General features: G+C 75.2%; 14 protein-coding genes and 2 rRNA genes. All 16 read right to left on the reverse strand.

From position 1 onward, the window contains the following. Nucleotides 1-51: 51 nt before the first annotated feature. The gene (locus J3473_RS03790; RefSeq protein WP_207021933.1) at nucleotides 52-696 is read right to left on the reverse strand and encodes an NUDIX hydrolase; all 645 of its coding nucleotides are present in this window, start codon (nucleotides 694-696) and stop codon (nucleotides 52-54) included. After that, nucleotides 689-2,401, reverse strand: coding sequence for a CTP synthase (locus tag J3473_RS03795; protein ID WP_030528255.1), 1,713 nt, complete (start codon nucleotides 2,399-2,401; stop codon nucleotides 689-691). The genes J3473_RS03790 and J3473_RS03795 overlap by 8 nt, the downstream gene beginning before the upstream one ends. Nucleotides 2,402-2,420: 19 nt before the next feature. Beyond that, entirely contained in the window at nucleotides 2,421-3,497 is a 1,077-nt protein-coding gene (locus J3473_RS03800) for a glycosyltransferase family 4 protein (protein ID WP_207021934.1), read from the reverse strand. Then, the gene (gene murJ / locus J3473_RS03805) at nucleotides 3,494-5,131 is read right to left on the reverse strand and encodes a murein biosynthesis integral membrane protein MurJ (protein ID WP_036829899.1); all 1,638 of its coding nucleotides are present in this window, start codon (nucleotides 5,129-5,131) and stop codon (nucleotides 3,494-3,496) included. Before murJ ends, J3473_RS03800 begins: the two co-directional genes overlap by 4 nt. Continuing rightward, nucleotides 5,128-5,940 (reverse strand): hypothetical protein, encoded by an 813-nt coding sequence (locus J3473_RS03810; RefSeq protein WP_207021935.1) that lies wholly within the window; start codon nucleotides 5,938-5,940, stop codon nucleotides 5,128-5,130. The genes murJ and J3473_RS03810 overlap by 4 nt, the downstream gene beginning before the upstream one ends. Then, nucleotides 5,937-6,905, reverse strand: coding sequence for a copper transporter (locus J3473_RS03815; protein ID WP_207021936.1), 969 nt, complete (start codon nucleotides 6,903-6,905; stop codon nucleotides 5,937-5,939). The genes J3473_RS03810 and J3473_RS03815 overlap by 4 nt, the downstream gene beginning before the upstream one ends. Next, nucleotides 6,902-8,077, reverse strand: coding sequence for a putative cytokinetic ring protein SteA (gene steA / locus J3473_RS03820; protein WP_036829854.1), 1,176 nt, complete (start codon nucleotides 8,075-8,077; stop codon nucleotides 6,902-6,904). The genes J3473_RS03815 and steA overlap by 4 nt, the downstream gene beginning before the upstream one ends. A gap of 23 nt (nucleotides 8,078-8,100) precedes the next feature. Further along, the gene (gene recN, locus J3473_RS03825) at nucleotides 8,101-9,789 is read right to left on the reverse strand and encodes a DNA repair protein RecN (RefSeq protein ID WP_207021938.1); all 1,689 of its coding nucleotides are present in this window, start codon (nucleotides 9,787-9,789) and stop codon (nucleotides 8,101-8,103) included. Further along, nucleotides 9,786-10,721, reverse strand: a complete 936-nt coding sequence (locus J3473_RS03830; protein ID WP_207021939.1) for an NAD kinase — start codon at nucleotides 10,719-10,721, stop codon at nucleotides 9,786-9,788. Before J3473_RS03830 ends, recN begins: the two co-directional genes overlap by 4 nt. 2 nt (nucleotides 10,722-10,723) lie before the next feature. Next, nucleotides 10,724-11,530: a TlyA family RNA methyltransferase gene (locus J3473_RS03835; protein ID WP_207021997.1), complete on the reverse strand. Its 807-nt coding sequence runs from the start codon at nucleotides 11,528-11,530 to the stop codon at nucleotides 10,724-10,726. Nucleotide 11,531: 1 nt separating this feature from the next. Then, entirely contained in the window at nucleotides 11,532-11,708 is a 177-nt protein-coding gene (locus tag J3473_RS03840) for a hypothetical protein (protein WP_157577526.1), read from the reverse strand. Continuing rightward, nucleotides 11,705-12,592, reverse strand: a complete 888-nt coding sequence (locus J3473_RS03845; RefSeq protein WP_207021940.1) for a hypothetical protein — start codon at nucleotides 12,590-12,592, stop codon at nucleotides 11,705-11,707. The genes J3473_RS03840 and J3473_RS03845 overlap by 4 nt, the downstream gene beginning before the upstream one ends. A gap of 47 nt (nucleotides 12,593-12,639) precedes the next feature. Next, entirely contained in the window at nucleotides 12,640-13,578 is a 939-nt protein-coding gene (locus tag J3473_RS03850; protein ID WP_207021941.1) for an HAD-IIA family hydrolase, read from the reverse strand. Continuing rightward, entirely contained in the window at nucleotides 13,575-14,570 is a 996-nt protein-coding gene (locus J3473_RS03855) for a hypothetical protein (RefSeq protein ID WP_242525662.1), read from the reverse strand. Before J3473_RS03855 ends, J3473_RS03850 begins: the two co-directional genes overlap by 4 nt. Nucleotides 14,571-14,723: 153 nt before the next feature. Beyond that, nucleotides 14,724-14,840, reverse strand: a 5S ribosomal RNA gene (gene rrf, locus J3473_RS03860). Nucleotides 14,841-14,924: 84 nt separating this feature from the next. After that, a 23S ribosomal RNA gene (locus tag J3473_RS03865) occupies nucleotides 14,925-15,264 on the reverse strand; the annotation flags it as partial.

The raw sequence follows: 15,264 nt of genomic DNA on the forward strand, positions 1-15,264 counted from the left end.
CCACGCCCCGGTGACTCCCACGAGTCGCCCCGTACCCCGGAGGGTGACCGCTCACACCCCCCGGCGTCGCCCCGGGCTGCGCGCGGGCCACGGCGCGTCGGCGGGGCGCAGGCCCGCCCAGCCGCGGGCGCGCAGGGCCTCGGCGGCGAGCACGGCGATGACGAGCGTCGGGCCGTGCAGCCGGCCGGCGAGCACGCCCTCGACGAGCTCGTCGAGGGGGACGCGGCGCACCGGCATCCCGAGCTCCTCCCCCGTCCGGGCGTGCCGTTCGGCCTCCGGCACCTCGGCGAGGTCGCGGGCGAGGAAGACCCGCACCCCCTCGGAGGACCCCCCGGGCGAGGCCCAGTGGTCGACGAGCGTGGACCAGGAGCGGGCCGTCAGGTCGGCCTCCTCGTGCAGCTCGCGCGCCGCGGTGAGGTGCGGCGCCTCGCCGTCGACGTCGAGCAGGCCCGCCGGGATCTCCCAGCCGAGCGCCCCGACCGGGTGCCGGTACTGCTGGATGACGACCGCCCGGTCCTGCTCGTCGAGCGCGAGGATCGCGACCGCGCCGGTGTGCTCGACGTAGTCACGGACGACGACGCCGCCCTCGCCGAGGTCGACCTCGTCGGTGCGCACGTCCCAGACGCGTCCCTCGAAGGCGAGCCGCGAGCCGAGGACCGGCCGCCGGCCGAGGACGTCCTCGAGCGGCTCAGGCACGCGCGTCGGCCGGCTCGGCGCTGCGCGGCCGCTCGACCTCGACGAGGCGCGACGCGCGCTGCTCCTCGATGGCCGCGCCGACGAGCCCGGCGAACAGCGGGTGCGCGCGGGTCGGCCGCGACTTGAACTCGGGGTGCGCCTGGGTCGAGACGTAGTACGGGTGCACCTCGCGCGGCAGCTCGACGAACTCGACGAGCCCGAGCTCGGGGTGGGTCCCGCTGATGACGAGCCCGGCGTCCTCGAGCTGTGCGCGGTAGCCCTCGTTCACCTCGTAGCGGTGACGGTGGCGCTCGTCGGCGCTCGTGGACCCGTAGGCCTGCGCGACGACCGACCCGGCCTTGAGGTCCGCCCGCTGGCTGCCGAGGCGCATCGTGCCACCGAGGTCGCCGGCGCCCTCGACGAACGCCTTCTGCTCCTCCATCGTCGCGATGACCGGGGCGGGGCTGTCGGGGTCGAACTCGGTCGAGCTCGCGCCGTCGATGCCGGCGACGGAGCGCGCGTACTCGATGACCATGCACTGCAGGCCGAGGCAGATGCCGAGGGTCGGGACCCCGTGGGTGCGCGCCCAGCGCAGGGCGCCGACCTTGCCCTCGATGCCCCGGACGCCGAAGCCGCCCGGCACGAGGACGGCGTCGACCCCGCCGAGCGCGCGCTGCGCCCCCGCGTCGGTCGAGCAGTCGTCGGAGGCGACCCAGCGGATGTTGACCTTGGCGTCGTGGTGGAAGCCGCCGGCGCGGAGGGCCTCGGTCACCGAGAGGTAGGCGTCGGGCAGGTCGATGTACTTGCCGACGAGCGCGACCTCGACCTCGTGCTCGGGGTGGTGCACGCGCTCGAGGAGGGTGTCCCACTGGGTCCAGTCGACGTCGCGGAAGACGAGGCCGAGCCGGCGCACGACGTAGGCGTCGAGGCCCTCGCGGTGCAGCACCTTGGGGATGTCGTAGATGCTCGGGGCGTCGACGGCCGCGGCGACGGCCTCGTTGTCGACGTCGCACATGAGGCTGATCTTGCGCTTGATCGACTCTGGCAGCTCGCGGTCGGCGCGCAGGACGAGCGCGTCGGGCTGGATGCCGACCTGCCGCAGCGCGGCGACGGAGTGCTGGGTCGGCTTGGTCTTCAGCTCCCCGCTCGGCGCGAGGTAGGGCACGAGCGAGACGTGGAGGAAGAAGACGTTGTCGCGGCCGAGGTCGTGGCGCACCTGGCGGGCGGCCTCGAGGAAGGGCAGCGACTCGATGTCGCCGACGGTGCCGCCGATCTCGGTGATGATGACGTCGGGCGCGTCGGCGTCCTCGACACCCGGGGAGCCCGCGGCCTGCGCCCGCATCCGCTCCTTGAGCTCGTTCGTGATGTGCGGGATGACCTGGACGGTGTCGCCGAGGAACTCGCCGCGACGCTCCTTGGTGATGACCCGGTTGTAGACCTGCCCGGTCGTGACGTTCGCGCTGCCCTTGAGGTTGACGTCGAGGAAGCGCTCGTAGTGGCCGATGTCGAGGTCGGTCTCGGCGCCGTCGTCGGTGACGAAGACCTCACCGTGCTGGAACGGGTTCATCGTCCCGGGGTCGACGTTGAGGTAGGGGTCGAGCTTCTGCATCGTCACCCGCAAACCGCGGGCGCGGAGCAGGTGCCCCAGGCTCGAGGCGGTGAGCCCCTTGCCGAGCGAGGAGGCGACGCCTCCGGTCACGAAGATCTGTTTCGTCGTCTGGAGCACCACGGGCTTCAACGATACGTCATGCCGCGCCCACCCCGCGGTAGGTGTCGAGGACGGCGGCCAGCGCGTCGGCGTCGGAGGGCAGGTGGTCGGCCCGTTCGACGGCCTTGGAGCGCAGGTCGTCGCGCACCGCGCCGTGCGTCACGACGTCGCGGATGGCCCGGGAGAGCGAGGTCGCGTCGTCGACGGGGACGAGGACGGCGGCGTCGCCGACGACCGCCCCGGTGCCGCCGGCGTCCGTCGCGACGATGGCCGCGCCGGCGTGCAGGGCCTCCTGGAGCCCGACGGGCTGGCCCTCCCACACCGCGCTGGAGACCACGACGTCGGCGGCGGCGAGCAGGTCCGGCACGTCGCCCCGGCGTCCGAGCAGACGCACGGGCAACGCCTCGGCGTCGATCCGGCGCTGGAGCTCGTCGTGCTGGGGCCCCTCCCCCGCGACGACCGTCACGAGGTCGAGGTCGGTGAGCTCGCGGTGCGCGTCGAGGAGCCGGTGCAGCCCCTTCTGCGGGGCCAGGCGTGCGAGGACGACACCGAGCGAGGTCCGCGCGTCGAGCCCGAGCTCGGCCCGCACGGCGTACCGGTCACGGCGGGCCGGCTGGAACGGCGGCGCCGGGACGACGGCGAGGCCGGTGCGCCGGGCGCCGAGCCGGGCGGCCCGCTGGACGAGGTCGGCCGAGACCCCGAGCACCGCGGCCGACCCGCGCGCGACGACGCGCTCGAGGCCGGCGTAGACGGCCGCGGACAGCCGGCCCGCCGGCGCCGCGTTGTGCAGGGTCGTGACGACGGGGACCCCGCTGCGCGCCGCGGCCAGCACGGCCACGGCGCCGGCGCGCAGGCCGTGGGCGTGGACGACGTCGGCGCCGCGCACCGGCCCGGCGAGGGTCCGGACGGCTGCGGCGTCGCGGGCCGGGTGCGGCCGGTCGGAGAGGTCCAGCTCGACGAGCGTCGCGGACTCCAGGAGCGAGAAGCGGTCGGCGGCCTCGGCGGGCGCCGCGACGACGACCCGGTGGCCGTCGGCCTCGAGCAGCCGGGCGAGGGCGCGCACGTGGGTGCCCACGCCCCCGGCGCTCGTCCCCATGACCAGGAGCACCTTCACGTCGTGTCCTCTCCTCCCCGACGGCGGCGGGCCCGGCCTCGGTCGCGGACGGCCCCCATCGCCCGACGGTCACCGTAGAAGATCGCGAGCAGTCCTGTCATCAGCGCCGCGCCCCCGGCCGCCAGGCCCCAGAGCACGGCGTCGAGCAGCCCGTCGTAGGTCCGGCCACGGGTCACGAGGTCGCCGACGACGAGCGCGAGGGCCAGGGCGACGACGGCGGCGCCGGTGGTGCGGGCGAGGCCCCGGGTCACCTCGGGGGCCCAGCTACGGCGCACGAGGACGACGAGGAGGACCGCCGCGAGGGTCATCCCGAGGGTCGAGGAGAGCCCGACCCACCGCAGGGTCGTCGCGGCCCCGCGGTCCGGGCCGACGAGGACGAGCGGCAGGAGCGCGGCGACCGCCCAGCCGAGCGAGACCGCCATCGCGGCGTCGAGGGGGCGGCCGCGCACGTACAGGGCCCGGGTCAGCAGGGCGGTGAGCCCGAAGCCGACGACCCCGGGCGCGAACGCGGTGAGGCTCGGGGCGAGGGCGGCGAGGGCCTCGGGGCTGGCGCCCTGTGCGCCCTGGCGGGCGTCGAGGACGGTGAAGAAGGCCCCGATGGGCGGCGCGGCGGCGACGAGCATCCCGGCGGCGAGCGCGGTGAGGACCAGGACGGCCCGCAGCGACCGGGCCAGCGTCGCGCTGGAGTCCTCGCCCGCCCCGGTGCTCGTCGCGAGCGCCGGGAAGGCGCTCGTCGCCACGGGCACGGCGAGGACCGCGTACGGGAGGAGGTAGACCGCCTGCGCGTACTGGTAGACCGCGAACGCACCGTCGGTGCCCGAGTGGTTGGCCAGCCACATCGTCACGAGCACCGCGACCTGCTGGGCCCCGAGGGCGAGCACCCCGGCGCCGGCGAGGGCCCGGATGCGGACGGCGTCCTCGCGCTCGAGGCGCAGCCCGGGGCGCCAGCGCCAGCCGGTGGCGAGCGCCGGGACGAGCAGGGGCAGGGAGAGCACGACGACCCCGAGCGTCGTGCCCCAGCCGAGGACGGCGATGGCGTCGTCGCCGACGGCCGAGGGGGCGGTGGCTCCCCCGGTCAGGTGGCCGTACCAGAGGTAGGAGCCGAGGACGACGACCGAGGAGACGAGGGGCGCGAGAGCGGCGGCGAGGAAGCGACGGTGCGCCTGCAGCAGCCCGACGAGGATGATCCCGACGCCGTAGAGCGGCACCTGGACCGAGAAGATGCGCAGCAGCGTCGTCGCGACGTCGTGGGTGCGGGGGTCGTACGCGCGCACGAGCCAGTCGGCCAGCAGCGGGGCCGCGAGCCACAGCAGCGCCCCGAGCGGGACGAGGACGACGAGCGCCCAGCTGAGGAGCACCGACGCGAGCCGGTCGGCGTGCTCGCGCTCCCCCGCCCCGAGCCGGTGGGCGATGAGGGGGACGGCGACGGCGGCGAGCACACCTCCGGCGGCGACCTCGAAGAGGACGTTGGGGATGGCGTTGACGCTCTGGTAGACCGACCCCACGCCCTCGGCCCGCACCGAGCCGGCGAAGACGAGGATCCGGGTGAAGCCGGCGGCCCGGGCCAGGAGGGTGACGGCGGCGATGAGCCCGGCCGCCCCGGCGATGCCGAGGGCCGCGCGCTGGCGGGTCATCGGGCGGGCCGGCCCCACGCGTCGAGCTCGCGCAGGCCCGGCGTGGACTCGATGACGGCGGTGAAGCTGACCCTCTCGGAGGCGAGCGTCGCGGCGACGAGCACCGCGAGGGCGGCGAGCCGTCCACGGCGCCCGCAGCGCTCCAGCAGGGCCGCGCCGACGAGGGCGCCGGCCGCGTTGGCCCCGGTGTCCCCGAGCATCGCGCGACCGGCCAGGTCGGGGCGCACGGTGCCGAGGGAGGCGCCGACGGCGGCGGCCGCCGCGCCGGCGCCGCGCCCGTCGGAGGCCAGGGCGAGCGGCAGCGCCGCGAGGGTCGTCGCCTTGAGGGCGCGCCCGGGGCGCAGGTCGAGCAGGTTGGCGACGTTGGCGGCACCGGCCACGACCGCGCCGCCGACGAGGGTGTCGAGCGCTCCGACGTCGTCGCGGCCCCTGTCGGTCAGCGCGGCCGCGACGAGACCGGTGAGGGCCAGTCCGCCGATCTTGACGGCGCCCGTCGTCAGCTCGCCGCGCGCGGCGGCGCCGAGGTGCCCGCGCAGGCCCTTGGACGAGCCGTCGCCGGCGAGGTCGTCGAGCGCGCCGAAGGCGCCGGCACCGGCGGCCGCGACGACACCCGGGAGGGAGCCGCCCGCGGCGGCGCCGGCCGCACCGGCGAGGACCCAGGCCGGGCCCTCCAGCAGGGTCACGGGGTCACCGGCGTGGTTGGTCCGGGTCCAGCGCGGCGAGCGGACCGCGCGCGTCATCGCGGCGAAGGACGCCGCGCCCGCGGAGGCGCCGACGACCCCGGCCGCGAGCCGGCGGAGCGGGGTCACGAGGTGGCGGCCGACGCGGGGACGGGCGCGTACGCGGCGTCGGTGCCGGCCCCGAGCCCGTACTGGCCCGCGCTGCCACCGTCCTGCTGGACGAGCGCGAACACGACGCTCGCGACGCCGAGAGGCGACCCGGCGTCGTCGACCGAGGAGACCTCGCGGGTCGCGGCCGCGGTGTCGCGCAGGACGGTGAGGACCGGGGTGCCGTCGGCCTGGGCCGCGAGGTCGTCGGCGACGACGACGCCGCGTGAGCGGGCGTCGAGCGCCGAGGCGAGGGCGACCCACTGCTGCGCGGTCGCGGTGCGGGCCGAGGAGTCGCCGTCGGAGACCGTGCCCGAGACAACGACGACGAGGTCGGCCCGCGAGAAGGACTCGGCGTCGAGCGAGACGAGCCCGGCGTCGGCGAGCGCCTGGAGCCCGGTGCGGGCGGTGCTGTCGTCGGGGCCGTCGTCCCCCGCCGGCGCCGTGCGGGCCAGCAGGGTCGCGAGCAGGAGGTCGCGGGGCGCGGCGGAGCCGGCCGAGGTGTCGACGCCGGTGCTCGTGGCGACCTGCCCGACGACCTCGTCGCGCGCGGCCACCGTCTTGGCGTTGGTGCTCACCCAGTCCTCGGTGACCGTCGTCGTCGACGTGACGCGCGAGCCCGCGGTGCCGAGGGCGGCGGTGACGGACTCGCTGACGGCGGCGTCCGAGCCGGGCATGACGACGACGGCGACGGTGCGGTCGCGCAGCGCACCCCCGTAGACCCGCCCGGAGACGGCGTCGAGGAAGGAGTCGCGCGCCTCGGTGCCGGCGCGGGCGGTCGTCAGCTGCTCGTTGAGGTCGGCCTTGTCGGTGCGCAGACCGGCGATCTCGTTCTGCAGCGTCGAGCCGATCTCGCCCTGGAGCGGGCCGGCGCCGAGCACGATCCCCACCGCCAGGGCGAGGAAGATCGAGACGATCGAGACGATGTGGTAGCGGAAGTCGATCACCCGAGCACTCCTCCGAGGGCGGTCCACAGGTCGTCGACCTTCGCGGCGAGGACCTGGAGCAGCGCGCGTCCACCGGTGGTGGACCACAGCGCCGCGCCGAGCGCGAAGACGGCGACGCACAACATGAGCACGATGCTCGGCGACGAGATGCGTGCGCGGTACAGGCGGCTCACGCCCTTGGCGTCGACGAGCTTGCCGCCGACGCGCAGGCGCGTGAGGAACGTGCTGGCCATCCCCGAGCGGCCCTTGTCGAGGAACTCGACGAGGGTGACGTGGGTGCCGACGGCGACGATGAGCTCGGCGCCCTTGTCGTCGGCGAGGAGCATCGCGACGTCCTCGCTCGTGCCGGTGGCGGGGAAGACGACGGGGTCGACGCCGAGCGCGCGCACCCGCTCGACCCCGGGGGCGTTGCCGTCGCGGTAGGCGTGGACGACGATCTCGGCGCCGCTGGTCAGGGCGCCGTCGGAGACCGAGTCCATGTCGCCGACGATCATGTCGGGGGTGTGCCGGGCCTCGATGAGCGCGTCGGCGCCGCCGTCGACGCCGATGAGGACCGGCTTGTACTCGCGGATGTAGGACCTCAGCATCTCGAGGTCCTCCTTGTAGTGGTAGCCGCGCACGACGATGAGCGCGTGCCGGCCGTCGAGGTCGGTGCGCACGTCCGGGACACCGACCCCGTCGAAGAGGAGCTCACGCTCCTTGCGCAGGTAGTCCATCGTGTTCTCGGCGAAGGCCTCGATCTCGGCCGAGAGGCCGGCGCGCGCGGCGGTCATCGCCTCCTGCACCGCGTCCGAGGTGAGGAGCACGCCGTCCCCGACGGGTTCGCCGTCCGCGAGCAGGCGTCCGTCCTCGAGGCGCAGCGACGTGCCGTCCTTGATGGCCATGACGTCGGGGCCGGCGGCGTCCAGGAGCGGGATGCCCGCCTCGACGAGGATCTCCGGGCCGAGGTTCGGGTAGCGCCCCGAGATCGAGGAGGCGGCGTTGACGACCGCGACGGGGCGGCACGCGACGAGCGCCTCGGCGCTGACGCGGTCGATGTCCTCGTGGTCGATGACGGCGACGTCGCCCGGCTTGAGCCGCTTCGTGAGGTTCTTCGTGCGCCGGTCGACGCGCGCGGGGCCGGATCCCTCGGTGGGGTCCCGGTCGCGGCGGCTCGTCAGGCGGATGGACATCTGCACCATCGTGCCAGATGCGTTCAGGCGCGAGCGCGCGCCATCAGGTCGCGCGCGTGCTCGAGGGCTGCGTCGGTGCCGGAGCCCCCGAGCATCCGCGCGAGCTCCGCGACGCGGTCCTCCCCCTCGACGGCGTGGACCATGCTGCGGGTCACGTGCCCGTCGACGGACTTCTCGACGACGAGGTGGCGGTCGGCGTGGGCGGCGACCTGCGCGAGGTGGGTGACGACGACGACCTGGGCGTGCCGGGCGAGGGCGGCCAGCCGTGCGCCGACGTCGAGCGCCGCGCGTCCGCCCACGCCGGCGTCGACCTCGTCGAAGACGAAGGTCGGCACGGAGGTGCCGGCGTCGGCGGTCGCGACCTCGAGGGCGAGCATGACCCGCGAGAGCTCACCGCCCGAGGCGGCCTTGGTGACCGAGCGCGGGGTCGTGCCCGGCCCGGCGGCCAGGCGCACCTCGACGGTGTCGCGCCCGTCGGCGCCGAAGCGCCCGGAGTCCTCGACGGCGACGGTGACGGTGGCCGAGCCCATCGCGAGGTGAGCGAGCTCGGCGGTGATGCGGGTGCCGAGCGCCTCCGCGGCGCTGCGGCGGGCGGCCGAGAGTGCCTCGGCCGCGTCCGCGCGCCGGGTGGTGAGGTCCTCGAGCCGGGCCGCGAGCTCCTCGATGCGGTCGCCGGTGCCCTCGAGATCGGCGACCCGGACCGCGGCGCGTCCACCCCAGGCGATGACGTCGTCGACGCCGGGGCCGTAGAGGCGGGTCAGCTCGGTGAGGGCGGCGCGCCGCTGCTGCACCTGCTCGAGGCGGGCGGGGTCGACGTCGGCGTCCGCGAGGTAGGCCCCGAGGTCGGCGGCGACGTCGGCCGCGAGGTAGCGCAGCTCGTCGACCCGGGCACCGAGCGCGGCGAGGGCGGGGTCGGCCGCCGACGCGTGGGCGATGCGCGCCGACGCCGCACCGAGCGCCTCGAGGACGGCCGGCGTCTCGAGGGCGGTGTCGCTCTCGCCGCTGAGGATCTCGTGGGCGGCGCCCGCCGCGTCGCGCAGCTCCTCGGCATGGCCGAGCCGCTCGGACTCGGCGCGCAGGTCGTCGTCCTCGCCCGGCTGCGGGTCGAGGGCCTCGATGCGCTCGAGCCCGACGCGCAGCGACTCCGCCTCGCGGGCGCGCTCCTCGGCGGCCGTCCGCAGGGCGGCGAGCTCGGCCTCGACGGCGACGAGCTGGGTGTGCGCCTCGCGGTAGGTGGCGAGGGCGGCGGCGACCGTGTCGCCACCGAACGCGTCGAGGACCTCGCGGTGCTCGTCGGCCCGGCGCAGCCGCCACTGGTCGGCCTGCCCGTGGACGGCCACGAGGTGCTCGGCGAGGTCGCCGAGCACACCGACCGGCGCGGCCCGTCCTCCGACGTGGGCGCGGGAGCGCCCGTCGGCCTGGACGGTGCGGACGAGGACGAGCCCGTCCGCGACGTCGGCGCCCGCCTCCGCGGCCCGCACCATCGCGGGATGCGCCGCGGGCAGGTCGACGACGCCCTCGACGACGGTGCGGTCGGTGCCGGTCCGCACGAGCCCGGAGTCGCCGCGGCCGCCGAGGAGGAGGCCGAGGCCGGTGACGACCATCGTCTTGCCGGCGCCGGTCTCGCCGGTCAGCACGGTGAGGCCGGGGTGCAGCGGCAGCACGGCGTCGTCGATGACGCCGAGGTCGCGGATGCGGATCTCCTCGATCACCGGTCGGTGCCCTCGGTCGCCTGGCGCTGACGGGCCGCGCCGCGCCAGCCGTGGACGGGCAGCGCGAACTTCTCGACGAGCCGGTCGGTGAAGGCGCCGGCGCCCAGGCGGGCGAGGCGCACCGGCTGCTCGGAGCGCTGGACCTCGACCTGCGCGCCGGGCGGCAGGGAGACGGCGCGGCGGCCGTCGCACCACAGCACGGCGGCGGCGTCGGAGTCGGCGAGCAGCTGCACCGCGAGGTGCGAGCGGGGACCGACGACGACGGGGCGGGCGAAGAGGGCGTGCGCACTGATGGGGACGAGCAGCAGCGCCTCGACGTCGGGCCAGACGACCGGGCCGCCGGCCGAGAACGCGTACGCGGTGGAGCCGGTCGGGGTGGCGACGACCACGCCGTCGCAGCCCCACGTCGACAGGGGCCGCCCGTCGATCTCGACGGTCAGCTCGAGCATCCGCTCGCGGGCGGCCTTCTCGACCGAGACGTCGTTGAGGGCCCACGACGAGAACACGGTCGCACCGTCGCGCCGGACGGTGACCTCGAGGGTGAGTCGCTCCTCGACGGTGTAGTCGCGGGCGCAGATGCGCTCGACCGTCGCGTCGAGGTCGTCGCGCTCGGCCTCGGCGAGGAAGCCGACGTGGCCGAGGTTGACCCCGAGCAGCGGGACGCCCGAGCCGCGGGAGAGCTCGGCGCCGCGCAGGATCGTGCCGTCGCCACCGAGCACGCAGACGAGCTCGCAGCCGATGTCGGGCTCGTCCTCGGGGATGGCGCCGACGCCCTCGACCCGCGACAGCGGCGTACCCACGAGGTCGGACTCCGGTGCGCAGACACCGATCCCGGCGGACAGCAGGCGCGTCGCGACGGCGGCCGCGAGCTCCTGGGCGTCGGCGCGGGACGCGTGCGTCACGAGGAGGACACGTCGGGTCGGACCGGTCATCGTCAGCCTCCGCCCTGCTCGGTCAGCGCCCGCACGCTCGCGCGGACCTCCTCGAGGCTCATTGTGTCCGACGGGTCCGACCGCGCCCACAGGAGGTACTCGACGTTGCCCGTGCTGCCCGCGATCGGGCTCGGGGCGATGGCCCGGGTGTGCAGCCCGACCCCGAGGAACGCTCCATGGACCGCCTCGATCGCGACGGCCCGGTCGGCGGGCGACGTGACGAGGCCGCCGCGCCCGAGCTTGGCCCGACCCACCTCGAACTGGGGCTTGACGAGGACGACGACGTCGCCGTCGTCGGTCACGAGGCCGGCGAGCTCGGCGGCGACGAGGGTGAGCGAGATGAAGGAGAGGTCGGCGACGACGAGGTCCGCGCGGCCCCCGACGGCGTCCGCGGTGAGGCCGCGCACGCTCGTGCCCGACCGGTCCTCGACGCGGGCGTCGTCCGCGAGCTCCGCGACGAGCTGCCCGTGCCCGACGTCGACCGCGACGACGTGCGCGGCGCCGTGCGCGAGGAGCACCTGGGTGAAGCCCCCCGTCGACGCCCCGACGTCGAGGCAGCGCGCTCCGTCGGCGGTCAGCCCGTGCGGGCCCCAGAGCGAGAGGGCCGCGAGCAGCTTGTGCGCCGCCCGCCCCACCCAGCGGGGGGCCGCGGCGTCGACCTCGAGCGCGGTCTCGGGCTCGACGGGGGTCGAAGGCTTGCGGGCCGGCTCGCCGTCGACCCGCACGAGGCCGTCGGCGACGAGGTCACGGGCCTCCCCGCGCGAGCGGGCCAGGCCGCGCCGGACGAGCTCGGCGTCGAGTCGCGCGATGTCAGCCGCCCAGGTCGCCGAGGCGCTGGCGCAGCGTGCGCTGGACCTCCTCGCCGGCCGCGAGCCGGCCGTCGAGGTCGTCGGCCGGGACCGCGGCGAGGTCGCGCAGCGTCGCGTCGATGGCCGGGTCCCCGGTCTCGGGGGCCTCGGTCAGCGGGGCAGGGGTCTGCTCGCTCACGCAGAGCCTCCCGCCGTCTTCGTGGCCGTGGTCTTCTTCGCCGAGGACTTCGTGGCCGTGGACTTCTTCGCCGAGGACTTCTTCGCCGGGGCCGTGGACCTCTTCGCCGGGGCCGTGGACCTCTTCGCCGGGGCCGACGTCTTCGTGGCCGTCGACTTCCTCGTCGTGGACCTCTTCGCCGGGGCCGACGTCTTCGTGGCCGTCGACTTCTTCGTCGTGGACCTCTTCGCCGGGGCCGACGTCTTCGTCGCCGTCGACTTCTTCGTCGTGGACTTCTTCGCCGGGGACTTCTTCGCCGGGGTCGAGGTCTTCGTGGCCGTCGACGTCTTCGCGGCGGCCGAGGCCCTCTTCGCCGACGCCTTCTTCGCCGTGGTCTTCTGCGCCGTGGTCCTCTTCGCGGGGGCCGACGACGCCGGCTTGCTCGAGGTAGCCGCGCGCCGGGTGCGCGGCGGCGCCGGGCGGGCCGGCCGGGCGGACGTCACCGGCGGCGCGGCGAGGGCGGGCTCGGCCGTCTCGACGAGGCCGGCACCCGGCAGGCCCGAGCGCATCCCCGCCGAGCGCGCGAGCTCGTCGACCCGGGCGGCGAGGCCGGCGACGGTGGCCGCGAGCCCCTGGACCTCGCCGAGCACCCGGCCGAGGTCGACCCGCTCGACCGCCGACTCGACCTCGCGCTGGACGAGGCCGACCATCTGGGCGCGGTTCTGCTCGGCCGCGGACAGCAGGTCGCCGGCGAGCTTCTCGGCCTGCTTGGCGACCTTGGACTTCGAGCCGGCGGACCCGGCGAGCACGACGATCTCGTGGGCCGCCTCGACGGCGCGGGCGCGCGTCATCTCACCGAGCCCGGAGGCGAGCTCGACGTAGGCGCGGACGGAGCGCTTGGCCATGGGGTCCTCCTGGTGTCGTGCGGCGGGTCGGCCGCGGGAGCCCCACGCTACCGGTCGGCCATCCGCTCCAGCAGGTGACGGGCCACGTCGGCCAGGCCCTCGGCACGAGCGGCGTCCCCGGCGTCGTGCGCCTCGTGCACCGCACGGACGGCGTCGGCCAGCGCGTCGAGGGAGGTCTCGCCGTCCTCCGGCGCGTCGTGCAGCCACCGCAGGTCCGGTGCCACCCAGGTTGGGCGGCGGGAGGCGGGCGCCGCGAGCACGGCGTCGAGGTCGTCGACGCCGGTCAGCACGAGCAGCGACTCGGCCCCGGCGCTGACGGCGCCCTCGATGTCGGTGTCGAGGCGGTCCCCCACGGCGAGCACCTGCGGGGCCTCGAGCCCGAGGCGGCGCGCGGCGAGGAGGTACAGCGGCGGCCGGGGCTTGCCGGCGACGTCGTCCGGCTCGTGACCCACCGCGCGGGCGACGGCGCCGACGAGCGAGCCGTTGCCGGGAGCGACGCCCCGGTCGGTCGGCAGCGTGGCGTCGGTGTTGGTGGCGACCCAGCGGGCGCCGTCCTCGACGGCGTAGGCGGCTTCGGCGAGGTCTGCGGCGGTGACGTCAGGACCGTAGCCCTGCACGACGGCGGCGACGGCGCCCTCGCCCACCCGCCGGACCGCGGTGAAGCCGGCCTCGCCGAGCGCGTCGGCGACGCCGGCGCCCCCGACGGCCAGCACACGCGCCCCTGGCCGGGTACCCGCCTCGCCCAGCAGCCAGGCCGCGGCCTGGCTGCTCGTCACGACGTCCTCGGGCGCGCACTCCAGACCCAGGTCCGTCAGGTGTTGGGCGACGTCCGCGGGACGGCGGGAGGCGTTGTTCGTCGCGTAGACGACGGGACGGTCGAGGGCCGACAGCGCCTCGACCGCGTGCGGCACGGCGCTGGGGCCTCGGTAGACCACGCCGTCGAGGTCGCAGACCAGCGCGCGGTAGCGCGCGGCCAGCGTGCTCACGCGGGGGGCTCCGGCGCGAGCTCCTCGTCGTCTCCGAAGTCCTCGAGGACGACGCCGTCGAGCTCCTCGAGCCGCTCGACGGCGTCGGTCTCGAGGTCGGTGTCGGCGTCGACGACCTTGTGGAACCACTCACGGGCCTCGTCGGTGCGACCGAGGGCCAGCAGCGTGTCGGCGTAGGCGTACTGCAGACGGTGCGCACCGGCCTTGCGACCCTGCGTGAGCGCCGGCACCTGGAGTGCGAGGAGCGCCGCGTCGAGCTGACCGAGGTCGCGCCGGATGCCCGACACGACGATGGCCAGCTCCAGCCGCTCCGCGGCGGTGAGGGTCTTGGCCTCGGGGGACGACGCGAGCTCCAGAGCGCGGTCGTGCCGTCCGAGCCCTCGCTCGCAGTCGACCATGAGCGGCAGGAGGTGGGAGGACCCGCTGAGGCGACGGACCGTGCGGAACTCGGTGAGGGCCCGGGCGAAGTCGCCGGTCCGGTAGGCGACCATGCCGAGCGCCTCGCGCGCGGCGGGCACGCGGCCGGCGCGGCGGACCGCGGTCTCGGCGTGGGCCATCGCAGCGTCGATCTCGTCGGCCTCGAGCATGACGGCGACCATGACGAGGTGCTTCGCGACGCCGTCGGCGTTCTCCTTGGAGAGGGTGCGCAGCTGCTGGTGCACGCTGCGGTCGATCTCCTTGCCGGTCACCTCGTCGGGGATCCGCGGCTCGGGCAGGCGGGGGCTCTTCGGCGCGAGCCGGCTACCGCCACGCTCCTGGCCGTCGGCCGGGCGGGCGCCGCTGCCGGCACCCCGCCGGGGGTCGCCACCACCGCTGCGCGGCGGGGCTCCTGCTCCACCGCGTGCGCCCTGTCCGCGCGGACCACCACCCTGACCGCGTCCGCCACCGCTCGCGCCCCGACGGGGGCCGTGGCCTCCGCTCGAGGGGCGGCGGTCGCTGCCGCCTCGGTCGGAGCGGGACGCTCCCCCACGGCGCTGGTCGTCGTCGGACACCTGGTGGTCCTCTCGGTCGTCGGATGCCGGCAGGCGGCGCGCCAGTCTATCGACGCCACCGCGCGGGCTCGGAGAATGTCCTCCGGGACATGCTCTCTCGGACAATGAGAAAGGGCCCACCAAGTGTGTTGGTGGGCCCTTTCTGGAATGGTTGTCCGGCTGCGTCCTACTCTCCCACACCGTCACCAGTGCAGTACCATCGGCGCTGAAGGGCTTAGCTTCCGGGTTCGGAATGGAGCCGGGCGTTTCCCCTTCGCTATGACAGCCGAAACTCTATGGAGATCTCAAATCGGGTTCCCGACCGTATCTCGGGAACTGCACAGTGGACGCGAACACGCAAAGAATCTTTAAGTGTGTATCAAGTTGTCGGCTTATTAGTACCAGTCAGCTGCATGCATTGCTGCACTTCCACATCTGGCCTATCAACCCGGTCGTCTAGCCGGGAGCCTCTCGGGAACAAGTCCCATGGAAACCTCATCTTGAAGCGTGCTTCCCGCTTAGATGCTTTCAGCGGTTATCACTTCCGAACGTAGCTAATCAGCGGTGCCCTTGGCAGGACAACTGACACACCAGAGGTTCGTCCATCCCGGTCCTCTCGTACTAGGGACAGCCCTTCGCAAGTTTCCTACGCGCACAGAGGATAGGGACCGAACTGTCTCACGACGTTCTAAACCCAGCTCGCGTACCGCTTTAA

Origin of the sequence: Phycicoccus sp. DTK01 (assembly GCF_017312765.1) — a bacterium.
GTDB classification, from domain to species: Bacteria; Actinomycetota; Actinomycetes; order Actinomycetales; family Dermatophilaceae; genus Phycicoccus; species Phycicoccus jejuensis.

Coding starts and splice junctions, on each gene's coding strand:
- murJ (WP_036829899.1), bottom strand. CDS start 5,131: ATGACCCGCCAGCGCGCGGCCCTCGGCATCGCCGGGGCGGCCGGGCTC.
- steA (WP_036829854.1), bottom strand. CDS start 8,077: ATGTCCATCCGCCTGACGAGCCGCCGCGACCGGGACCCCACCGAGGGA.
- J3473_RS03830 (WP_207021939.1), bottom strand. CDS start 10,721: ATGACCGGTCCGACCCGACGTGTCCTCCTCGTGACGCACGCGTCCCGC.
- J3473_RS03845 (WP_207021940.1), bottom strand. CDS start 12,592: ATGGCCAAGCGCTCCGTCCGCGCCTACGTCGAGCTCGCCTCCGGGCTC.